13 protein-coding genes are annotated in these 10476 nt (G+C 71.2%); 10 read left to right on the forward strand and 3 right to left on the reverse strand.

The annotated features are described in order from the left end of the window. Nucleotides 1-46 precede the first annotated feature (46 nt). The 10 genes from RBXJA2T_RS15885 (at nucleotide 47) to RBXJA2T_RS15930 (ending at nucleotide 8996) form a co-directional block, all read left to right on the forward strand. On the forward strand, nucleotides 47-1792 hold the full coding sequence (locus tag RBXJA2T_RS15885) for a nitrite reductase (protein WP_009858433.1): 1746 nt from the start codon (nucleotides 47-49) through the stop codon (nucleotides 1790-1792). A 60-nt stretch (nucleotides 1793-1852) separates the two neighbouring features. Next, nucleotides 1853-2164, forward strand: a complete 312-nt coding sequence (locus tag RBXJA2T_RS15890; RefSeq protein ID WP_009858434.1) for a c-type cytochrome — start codon at nucleotides 1853-1855, stop codon at nucleotides 2162-2164. Between the two features lie 50 nt (nucleotides 2165-2214). Continuing rightward, entirely contained in the window at nucleotides 2215-2496 is a 282-nt protein-coding gene (locus tag RBXJA2T_RS15895) for a c-type cytochrome (protein WP_050801786.1), read from the forward strand. After that, nucleotides 2496-3683, forward strand: coding sequence for a cytochrome D1 domain-containing protein (locus tag RBXJA2T_RS15900; RefSeq protein WP_029719054.1), 1188 nt, complete (start codon nucleotides 2496-2498; stop codon nucleotides 3681-3683). Before RBXJA2T_RS15895 ends, RBXJA2T_RS15900 begins: the two co-directional genes overlap by 1 nt. Nucleotides 3684-3685: 2 nt before the next feature. After that, a complete protein-coding gene (gene ahbB / locus RBXJA2T_RS15905; protein ID WP_009858437.1) occupies nucleotides 3686-4672 on the forward strand; it encodes a siroheme decarboxylase subunit beta in 987 nt (328 codons plus the stop codon). Further along, nucleotides 4659-5153, forward strand: a complete 495-nt coding sequence (locus RBXJA2T_RS15910; RefSeq protein ID WP_009858438.1) for an Lrp/AsnC family transcriptional regulator — start codon at nucleotides 4659-4661, stop codon at nucleotides 5151-5153. Before ahbB (RBXJA2T_RS15905) ends, RBXJA2T_RS15910 begins: the two co-directional genes overlap by 14 nt. Continuing rightward, entirely contained in the window at nucleotides 5143-5616 is a 474-nt protein-coding gene (gene ahbB, locus RBXJA2T_RS15915) for a siroheme decarboxylase subunit beta (protein WP_009858439.1), read from the forward strand. Before RBXJA2T_RS15910 ends, ahbB (RBXJA2T_RS15915) begins: the two co-directional genes overlap by 11 nt. Nucleotides 5617-5759: 143 nt before the next feature. Beyond that, nucleotides 5760-6980, forward strand: a complete 1221-nt coding sequence (nirJ, locus tag RBXJA2T_RS15920) for a heme d1 biosynthesis radical SAM protein NirJ (RefSeq protein ID WP_009858440.1) — start codon at nucleotides 5760-5762, stop codon at nucleotides 6978-6980. Further along, complete coding sequence (locus tag RBXJA2T_RS15925; protein WP_029719046.1) at nucleotides 6973-8559, forward strand: cytochrome D1 domain-containing protein; 1587 nt, start codon at nucleotides 6973-6975, stop codon at nucleotides 8557-8559. The genes nirJ and RBXJA2T_RS15925 overlap by 8 nt, the downstream gene beginning before the upstream one ends. 128 nt (nucleotides 8560-8687) lie before the next feature. Further along, a complete protein-coding gene (locus RBXJA2T_RS15930) occupies nucleotides 8688-8996 on the forward strand; it encodes a c-type cytochrome (RefSeq protein WP_009858442.1) in 309 nt (102 codons plus the stop codon). 39 nt (nucleotides 8997-9035) lie between these two features. Here RBXJA2T_RS15930 and map read toward each other — a convergent pair whose 3' ends face one another. The 3 genes from map to RBXJA2T_RS20450 form a co-directional block, all read right to left on the reverse strand. After that, entirely contained in the window at nucleotides 9036-9827 is a 792-nt protein-coding gene (map, locus tag RBXJA2T_RS15935; RefSeq protein ID WP_009858443.1) for a type I methionyl aminopeptidase, read from the reverse strand. Continuing rightward, nucleotides 9824-10057, reverse strand: a complete 234-nt coding sequence (locus tag RBXJA2T_RS15940; protein ID WP_029719047.1) for a ParD-like family protein — start codon at nucleotides 10055-10057, stop codon at nucleotides 9824-9826. The genes map and RBXJA2T_RS15940 overlap by 4 nt, the downstream gene beginning before the upstream one ends. A 90-nt stretch (nucleotides 10058-10147) precedes the next feature. Beyond that, the coding region (locus RBXJA2T_RS20450; protein ID WP_009858445.1) for an enolase-like domain-containing protein at nucleotides 10148-10476 on the reverse strand (329 nt) is incomplete at its 5' end.

Below are 10476 nucleotides of genomic sequence, written 5' to 3' on the forward strand. Positions count from 1 at the left end.
CCGGTCTTCCTGCCGGTCGCGACCTGCTGAGAAAGAAGGAGAGAACATGATCCGCAAGACCTCGGTCGCAGGCGCCGCCGCGCTGGCGGCCCTGCTGGCGTCCGCCGGCGCGATGGCCCAGGGCGCGGCGTCCGCCGCTGCCGACACCCACGGCACCATGCCGCCGGCGCAGCAGAGCTACCAGGGCGCCCCGTCGCCGCTGGCCCACGAGCCGATGCACCAGAGCACGAACCCCAAGGCCCCGGCGATGACCGAGGCCGAGTTCGAGCTCGGCCGCAAGACGTACTTCGAGCGCTGCGCCGGCTGCCACGGCGTGCTGCGCAAGGGTGCCACCGGCAAGCCGCTGACGCCGGACATCACGCTGGCCAAGGGCACCGACTACCTGAAGGTCTTCATCTCCTACGGCAGCCCCGCCGGCATGCCGAACTGGCTGACCTCGGGCGAGCTCGACGAGAAGACCGTCGACATCATGGCCCGCTACATCCAGCAGGAGCCGCCGCAGCCGCCCGAGTTCGGCCTCGCGCAGATGAAGCAGACCTGGAAGGTGCTCGTCCCGCCCGAGAAGCGGCCGACGCGCAAGATGAACAAGTTCAACATCGACAACATCTTCTCGACGACGCTGCGCGACGCCGGCGAGATCGCGCTGATCGACGGCGACAGCAAGCAGATCATCAGCGTCATCAAGACCGGCTACGCGGTGCACATCTCGCGCACCTCGGCCTCGGGCCGCTACCTGTTCGTCATCGGCCGCGACGCCAAGATCAACATGATCGACATGTGGATGGAGCAGCCGGAGACGGTGGCCGAGATCCGCGTCGGCCTGGAGGCGCGTTCGGTCGAGACCTCCAAGTACAAGGGCTACGAGGACAAGCTGGCCGTGGCCGGCACCTACTGGCCGCCGCAGTTCACGATCATGGACGGCGACACGCTGGAGCCGAAGAAGATCGTCGCCACGCGCGGCATGGTCGTCGGCACGCAGGAGTACCACCCGGAGCCGCGTGTCGCGTCGATCGTCGCGTCGCACTACAAGCCGGAGTTCATCGTCAACGTCAAGGAGACGGGCAAGACCTTGATGGTCGACTACTCCAACCTCGACGCGCTGAAGATGACCGAGATCGGCTCGGCGCCCTTCCTGCACGACGGCGGCTGGGACGCCAGCAAACGCTACTTCATGGTGGCGGCCAACCAGAGCAACAAGATCACCGTCATCGACGCCAAGCAAGGCAAGCTGGCGGCCATCGTCGACGTCGGCAAGATCCCGCACCCGGGCCGCGGCGCCAACTTCGTGCACCCGACCTTCGGCCCCGTCTGGGCCACCGGCCACCTGGGCGACGAGACGATCTCGCTGATCGGCACCGACCCGGTCAAGCACAAGCCCTACGCCTTCAAGGAAGTCGCCAAGCTCACCGGCCAGGGCGGCGGCTCGCTGTTCCTGAAGAGCCATCCGAAGTCGCAGCACCTGTACGTCGACACGCCGCTGAACCCCGACCCGGCGCTGTCGCAGTCGGTCGCGGTCTACGACGTGAAGAACCTCGACAAGGGCTTCACCGTGCTGCCGATCGCGCAGTGGGCGGGCCTGGGCGACGACGGCGCCAAGCGGGTCGTGCAGCCGGAGTTCAACAAGGCCGGCGACGAGGTCTGGTTCTCGGTCTGGTCGGCCAAGAACAAGCAGAGCGCGCTGGTCGTCGTCGACGACAAGACGCTCAAGCTGAAGGCCGTCATCAAGGACCCGCGGCTGATCACGCCCACGGGCCACTTCAACATCTTCAACACGCAACACGACATCTACTGATGTCGCGCACCGGGGCGGCCGCGGCGCCGCCCCGGGTTCCCGCCCCGAAAGGACTGTTTCATGAACAAGACCCTGCTGGTCGCGCTCGGCCTCGCGTTCGTCTCCGCCGGTGCGCTGGCCGCACCCGAGGACGCGCTCACCAAGGCCGCGTGCATGGCCTGCCACACCAAGGACAAGAAGCTCGTCGGTCCGTCGTTCAAGGACATCGCGACCAAGTACAAGGGCCAGGACGTCAGTGCCAAGCTCTTCGACAAGGTGCGCAAGGGCGGCTCGGGCAGCTTCGGCCCGATCCCGATGTCGCCCAACCCGCCCGAGAAGATCTCCGACGCCGACCTCAAGGAGGTCATCGCGTGGATCCTCAAGCAAGGCTGAGGCTCGGCCGGTGGGCGGCCGTCGTGCTGACGACGGCGGCCACCACCGCCATGGCCGCCGACCCCGCACCCGAGCGCCAGCAGCAGCTGGTGCGGGTGGTGCGGCAGGACTGCGGCTCGTGCCACGGCATGCGGCTCGGCGGCGGCCTCGGCCCCGCGCTGACGCCGCAGGCCCTGGCCGACAAACCCGTCGACGGCCTGGCCGCGACGATCTTCCACGGACGCCCCGGCACGCCGATGCCGCCCTGGCGCGCGATGCTCGACGAGGGCGAGGCGCGCTGGATCGCCGAACGGCTGCTCACAGGCTTCCCCGAACTGCCCGCCTCCCGATGATGAAACGCCGCGACCTGCTCGCCGCGCTCGCGCTGCCGCCGCTGGCCGCGCTGGTGCCCGGCTGCGCCCAGACGCCCGCCCTGCGCGGCACCGGTGACCTCGGCCTCGTCGTCGAACGTGCCGCCGGTTCCGTCGTCGTCGTCGACACCAGCGCGCGCGCCGTGCTCGGCCGCGTCGGCGGGCTCGGCGACCTGTCGCACGCCTCGGCGGTGTTCTCGCGCGACGGCCGCTACGCCTACGTCTTCGGCCGCGACGGCGGCCTCAGCAAGGTCGACCTGCTGGAGCGCCGCATCGCCGGCCGTGTGATGCAGGCCGGCAACTCGATCGGCGGCGCGATCAGCGCCGACGGCACGCTGGTCGCGGCGCAGAACTACACGCCCGGCGGCATCAAGGTCTTCGACGCCGCGACGCTGGCGCTGGTCGCCGACGTGCCGGCGGAATACGCGCCCGGCCAGCGCTCGCGCGTCGTCGGCCTCGTCGACCTGCCGGGCCGGCGTTTCGCCTACAGCTTGTTCGACGCCGACGCGATCTGGATCACCGACTGCTCCGACGCCGCGGCGCCGAAGACGACCCAGCTCGCCGGCATCGGCCGCCAGCCCTACGACGCGCTGGTCACGCCCGACGGCCGCCACTACGTCGCCGGCCTGTTCGGCGAGGACGGCCTGGCGCTCGTCGACCTCTGGGCCGAGCCGCTGCGCGCACGCAAGGTGCTGTCGGGCTACGGCCGCGGCCAGGCGCCGCTGCCGGTCTACAAGATGCCGCACCTGCGCGGCTGGGCCGTCGCCGGGCGCCGCGCCTACCTGCCGGCCATCGGCCGCCACGAGGTGCTGGTCGTCGACACCGAGAGCTGGCAGGAAGTCGGCCGCATCGCGGTCGCCGGCCAGCCGGTGTTCGTGATGGCGCGGCCCGACGGCCGCCAGGTCTGGGTCAACTTCGCCGTGCCCGACTACGACCGCGTGCAGGTCATCGACACGCTGACGCAGCAGGTCGTGCAAACCTTCTCGCCCGGCAAGGCGGTGCTGCACCTGGAGTTCACGCCGCGTGGCGACGCGGTCTGGATCAGCAGCCGAGACGACCACCGCGTCAGCATCGTCGACACCACGCGTTTCACGACGCTGGCGACGCTGGCCGTCGACTCGCCCAGCGGCATCTTCTTCACCTCGCGCGCCCACCGGGTCGGGTTCTAGGCATGGACGGCACCGACCTGCTCAACCGCTGGCAGCAGCGTTTCCCGCTCGAGCGCACGCCGTTCGCGGCGATCGCCGCGGCCACCGGCCGCCCGGCGCCCGAGGTGCTGGCGGCGTTCCGCGACGCGTTGCGCCGCGGCGCGCTGTCGCGCATCGGCGGCGTCTTCGGCCCCGGTGCCGGCGGTGCCGGGCTGCTGGTCGCGATGGCCGTGCCGCCGGCGCGGCTGGACGCGGTGGCGGCGCTCGTCTCGGCCGAGCCGCAGGTCAACCACAACTACGAGCGCGAGCACACGCTGAACCTGTGGTTCGTCGTCAACGCCGCCGACGCCGGCGCGGTCGAGGCCGTCGTCGCGCGGCTGGAAGATGCCACCGGCCTGGCCGCCGTGCGCCTGCCGCTGGTGCGGCCCTACCGCATCGACCTCGGTTTCGACCTGCGTGCACGCACCGCGCCCGAGGCGATGGCGCCGCAGCGCCGCGCGCCGGCGGTGCCGGCCGCCGACCGGCCGCTGGCCGCGCTGGTCGAACAAGGCCTGCCGCTGGTGGCGCGGCCTTACGACCTCTGGGCGCGTGAACTCGGCTGCGAGCCCGAAGCCGTGCTCGCGACGCTGGGCGGCTGGCTGATCGACGGCACCCTGAAACGTTTCGGCGCCATCGTGCGCCACCACGAGCTCGGTTTCGCCGCCAATGCGATGGCCGTGTTCGACGTGCCCGACGGCGAGGTCGACACGCGCGGCGAAGCGCTGGCGCAGGTGCCCGGCGTCACGCTGGCCTACCGCCGCGCGCGTGGCGAAGGCTGGCCCTTCAACCTGTACGGCATGGTGCACGGCCGCGACCGCGAGGCGGTGCACGCCGTGCTCGAGCGCGCTGCCGTGGCCGCCGGGCTGCAGCACGTCCCGCGTTCGGTGCTGTTCTCGTGCCGGCGTTTCAAGCAGACCGGTGCCTCGCGTTTCGGCGCCCCCGTCATGGAGTCCGCCCATGCTCACGCCTGAGGACCTGCGGCTGATCGACCGCCTGCACGGCGGCCTGCCGCTCAGCGACCGGCCGTTCGCCGAGCTCGCCGCCGAACTCGGCTGCAGCGAGTACACGCTGATCGAACGTGTGCACGGCTGGCTGACGGCCGGCGTGCTGACGCGTTTCGGCCCGCTGTTCCAGATCGAACGTGCCGGCGGGCGTTTCGTGCTCGCCGCGATCGCCGTGCCCGAGGAGCGTTTCGACGCCGTCGCCGCGATCGTCAACGCACGGCCCGAGGTGGCGCACAACTACCGCCGCGAGCATGCGCTGAACATGTGGTTCGTCGTCGCCGCCGAATCGCCGGCCGCGGCCGACGCCGCGCTCGCGTGCATCGAAGCCGAGACCGGCCTGCCGGTGCTCGCCTTCCCGAAGGAGCGCGAGTTCTTCGTCGAGCTGCGCCTGCCGCTGGTGGATGCCGCCGCGGCGCTGGAGACCGAGGAGGCCGACGATGCCGCTTGACGCCTTCGACCGTGAACTGATCGCCGCCACGCAAGGCGGGCTGCCGCTGGTGCCGCGGCCTTACGAGGCCGTCGGCGCGATGCTCGGCGTGCCGGGCGAACGTGTGCGCGAGCGCCTGGCGCAGATGCTCGAGCAAGGCCTGGTGCGCCGCATCGGCGCCGTGCCCAACCACTACCGGCTCGGCTTCACCGCCAACGGCATGAGCGTCTGGGACGTCGCCGACGAGCAGGTCGACACGCTCGGTGAGCGCATCGGCGCGCTGGCCGGCGTCAGCCACTGCTACCGCCGCCCGCGCCACCTGCCGGCCTGGCCCTACAACCTGTTCGCGATGCTGCATGGCCGCAGCCGCGCCGAGGTCGAGGCCCAGGCCCGCGAGGTCGAAACGCTGCTCGGCAGCGCCTGCCGCGGCCACGACATCCTTTACTCCACCGCGATCCTCAAGAAGACCGGGTTGCGGATATGAGCTCCGACGCCTCGCGCCGCTCTGCCTTGCCCCCTCTCCCGCGCGCGGGAGAGGGCCGGGGTGAGGGTGTTGGTGCGCCGCGAGCCCTCACCCCACCCTCTCCCGCAGGCGGGAGAGGGAGCAATCGAGAAGGCCCTAACACCATGTTCCGCCTCAGCCAGTACCTGCGAGAACTCGATGCCGCGATCCGCACCGGCGCCTGGCCGGCGGTGCGCACGCCGCGCCCCTCGGGGCCGGTCGTCATCTGGAACCTGATCCGGCGCTGCAACCTGACCTGCAAACACTGCTACGCGCTGTCGGCCGACCACGACTACGCCGGCGAGCTGAGCAAGGCCGAGGTCGGCACGGTGATGGACGACCTGAAGGCTTATCAGGTGCCGGTGCTGATCCTCTCCGGCGGCGAACCGCTGATGCGCCCGGACCTGTTCGAGATCGCCGAGCGCGCCAAGGCCATGCGCTTCTACACCGGCCTGTCGACCAACGGCACGCTGATCGACTTGCCTACAGCCGACCGCATCGCCGCCACCGGCTTCGACTACGTCGGCATCAGCCTGGACGGGCTCAAAGCCACGCACGACAAGTTCCGCCGCCTGGACGGCGCCTTCGACCGCAGCCTGGCCGCGGTGCGCCTGCTGCGTGCACGCGGCGTCAAGGTCGGCCTGCGCTTCACGATGACGGCGCTGAACCAGCAGGACCTGCCGGCGCTGCTGGCGCTGATGCGCGAGGAGCAGGTCGACAAGTTCTATTTCTCGCACCTGAACTACGCCGGCCGCGGCAACATCCACCGCGGCAAGGACTCGCAGTTCGCCGCCACGCGCCAGGCGATGGCGCTGCTGTTCGAACGCGCCTGGCAGAGCGTGCAGGAAGGCCGCGACGAGGACTACGTCACCGGCAACAACGACGCCGACGGCCCGTTCCTGCTGCAGTGGGTGGCCGCGCGCTGGCCCGAGTGGGCCGAGGCGCTGCGCGAGCGCCTCATCGCCTGGGGCGGCAACGCCAGCGGCGTCAACGTCGCCAACATCGACAACCTCGGCAACGTGCACCCCGACACGATGTGGTGGCACCACTCGCTGGGCAACGTGCGCGAGCGGCCGTTCTCGGCGATCTGGAGCGACACCAGCGACCCGCTGATGGCCGGCCTGAAGGCGCACCCGCGCCCGGTCGGCGGCCGCTGCGCCGGCTGCCGCCACTTCGCGATCTGCGGCGGCAACACGCGCGTGCGCGCCCAGCAGCTCACCGGCGACGCCTGGGCCGAAGACCCGGGCTGCTACCTCGACGACGAGGAGATCGGCCTGGCCGCCGGCGCCGATGCGGCGCGCATCGCGCTGGCGCCTTTCGGCCGCCGGGAGGCCCAACATGCGTAACCGTGCCGTCAAGCTGCTGCTGGCCGCGGCCGTCGTCTGGGCCGGCTGGGACGTCGCGCTGGCACAGCCGGTGGCCGAACCGGCCGCCCCGGCGCTGTACACGACGCACTGCGCCGCCTGCCACGGCGCGCAGCGCACCGGCGGCATGGGCCCGGCGCTGCTGCCCGAGAGCCTGGAGCGCCTGCGCCCGGCCGAGGCGCGCAAGGTCATCGCCCAGGGCCGCCCGGCGACGCAGATGGCGGGTTTTGCCGCCACGCTGAGCGCCGCCGAGATCGACGCGCTGGCCGCCTGGGTCTACCAGCCGGTGAACCCGGCGCCGGCCTGGAGCGAGGCCGACATCCGCGCCTCGCGCGAAGAGACGCCGGGTGCCGCCAGGCTGCCGGCCAAGCCGGTGTGGCGTGCCGACCCGATGAACCTCTTCGTCGTCGTCGAAGGCGGCGACCACCACGTCTCGCTGGTCGACGGCGACCGTTTCGAGCTCATCCACCGTTTCGCCAGCCGCTACGCGCTGCACGGCGGGCCGAAGTTCACGCCCGACGGGCGCTACGTCTATTTCGGCAGCCGCGACGGCTGGATCACCAAGTACGACCTCTGGAACCTGACGGTGGTCGCCGAGGTGCGTGCCGGGCTCAACATGCGCAACATCGCCGTCAGCGGCGACGGCCGCTGGGTGATGGCGGCCAACTACCTGCCCAAGACGGTGGCGCTGTTCGACGCCGACCTGAAGCTCGTGAAGACGATCGCCGCGCAGACGCTGGACGGCAAGCAGGCGTCACGGGTCTCGGCCGTGTACGACGCCGCGCCGCGCAAGAGCTTCGTCGTCGCGATGAAGGACATCCCCGAGGTCTGGGAGATCAGCTACGACCCGAAGGCCGAGCCCATCCACGACGGCCTGGTGCACGACTACAAGATGGGCGAGGCGATCGCCACGCCGGGCTTCCAGAACCCGCGCCGCACCGTGCTCGACGAGCCGCTGGACGACTTCTTCTTCGACCAGGGCTACCGCCACGTGCTCGGCGCGACGCGGCCCAAGGCCGACGGGCAGGGCGCCAGCGCGCAGGTCGTCAACCTCGACATCCGGCGCAAGGTGGCCGACCTGCCGATCGCCGGCATGCCGCACCTGGGCTCGGGCATCACCTTCGCGTGGAACGGCACGACGGTGCTCGCCAGCCCCAACCTCAAGGGCGGCGCGATCGACGTCATCGACATGAAGACCTGGAAGCCGGTGAAGACCATCCCCACGCCGGGCCCGGGCTTCTTCATGCGCAGCCACGAGGCCACGCCCTATGCCTGGGCCGACTCGATGATGAGCCCGACGGCCAAGGACACGCTGACGCTGATCGACAAGGCGACGCTGACCCCGGTGGCGACGATCCGCGAGCCCGGCAGGACACTGGCGCACATCGAGTTCACCAAGGACGGCCGCTACGCGCTGGCCAGCGTCTGGGAGCTGGACGGCGCGCTCGTCGTCTACGACGCGAAGACGCTGAAGGAAGTGAAGCGCCTGCCGATGAGCAAGCCGGTCGGCAAGTACAACGTCTGGAACAAGATCACGCGCTCGGAGGGCACTTCGCACTGAGCCGGCTGCGCAGGCCGGCCTGTTCTTGATCAAAGCCAAGCCGCCTAGACTGAATACGATAAGCGTTCCCATTTGCATCGAGCCCGTCGGGCGAGCAGACGCCGCGGGCCGGAACAGGAACCTTCCAGATGATCAAGCCCCTGCTGGCCGCAATCGGCCTCGCCCTCCTGTCCGCCGGCGCCCAGGCCGCGCCCGAGGACATCGTCAAGAAGTCCGGCTGCCTGATGTGCCACCAGGTCGACAAGAAGGTCGTCGGCCCGTCCTACAAGGAGATCGCGGCCAAGTACAAGGGCAAGAAGGTCGAGGCCCAGCTCTTCGACAAGGTGCGCAAGGGCGGCGGCGGCGTCTGGGGGCCGGTGCCGATGATTCCGCACACGCCGCAGCAGATTTCCGACGCCGACTTGAAGACCGTCATCGCCTGGGTGCTCAAGCAGTGAGGTCGGGCGCGGCGCGCCGCTCGGGCGGCGCGTTCGTGTCTAGATCGGCGCGTAGCCGCCCAGGCCGTCGGGCCAGGGCGTCAGCACCTCGCAGCCGTCGCGCGTGACGGCCACCATGTGCTCCCACTGCGCCGACAGCGAGCCGTCGCGCGTGACGACGGTCCAGCCGTCGCCGGCGTCGCGGATCGCGGCGCTGCCGGCGTTGAGCATCGGCTCGATCGTGAAGATCATGCCCTCGGCCAGCCGCAGCCCCTGGCCACGCTGGCCGTAGTGCGCGACGTGCGGCTCGCCGTGGTAGACGGTGCCGATGCCGTGGCCGCCGTACTCGCGCACGACGCCGAAACCCTCGCGCCGCGCGACCGTCTGGATCGCGTGGCCGACGTCACCCAGCGTCGCGCCCGGGCGCACGCGGCGGATGCCGGCGCGCATCGCCTCGTAGGTGGTGTCCACCAGCCGCCGCGCCAGCGGCGAGACCTCGCCGACGCAGTACATGCGGCTGCAGTCGCCGTACCAGCCGTCGTGGATCACGGCGACGTCGATGTTGACGATGTCGCCATCCTTCAGCACCGTGGCCGGCGACGGGATGCCGTGGCAGACGACCTCGTTCACCGAAGCGCAGACCGTCTTCGGGAAGCCGTGGTAGCCGACGTTGGCCGGCACCGCCTTCAGCGTGCCGACGATGTAGTCGTGGCACAGCGTGTCGAGTTCCTCGGTGCTGACGCCGGCACGCACGTGCGGCGCGATCATCGCCAGCACCGACGCGGCCATCTGGCCGGCGGCGCGTGCCTTCGCGACTTCGGCCGGGTTGCGGCGCGGGATCGGGCCCCTCATTGCACCCTCGCTTCGGGCGACGCGGCCACCCGGGCCAGGTCCAGCCCGCCGGCCAGCTCGGCGCGCACCAGCATCCGGCACAGCTCGCCGTGCGGCAGGTCGGGGTGCAGCTCGGCGAGCATGCCGATGCGCATCCAGTGTTCGGCCTGCGCGTTGATCGAGCGCGACAGCGCGCCGGCGGCGATGCGCAGGCTCTCGTGCATCGGCTCGGAGATTTTGACGATTCCCATGCAGTCAGTATACGAAACGTATACGTTTCATCGCTTGGGGTCAGGTCTCGCGTCTTTCCTGTCCCGGCGGCGCTTGCCACCCCGGCCGCCCTAGAGCAGGCCCGTGCCGTCGCGGACGGGCAGCCCCGGCAGGTCGGGCCAGGCCCGGCCGAGCCCGGCGTGCGGCGCCAGGCCGCAGGGCAGCGGCGGCACCGGCAGCGCCTGCGCCAGCGCGCAGGCCGCGGCGAAGCCGGTGTCGCCGTCGAAGGCGTGCGTGACGATCAGGCCGATGCCGGCCGCGGCCGCCGCGTCGGCCAGCGTCAGGCAGCGTGCCAGGCCCAGCAGCGCCGGCTTGAGCACCCAGGCGGCGGGCCGGCGCTCGGGCGGCAGCGCCAGCAGCGCGGCCACGCGCGCCGGGTCGGCCAGCGACTCGTCGGCGG

Origin of the sequence: Rubrivivax benzoatilyticus JA2 = ATCC BAA-35, from assembly GCF_000190375.1 — a bacterium.
GTDB classification, from domain to species: Bacteria; Pseudomonadota; Gammaproteobacteria; order Burkholderiales; family Burkholderiaceae_C; genus Rubrivivax; species Rubrivivax benzoatilyticus.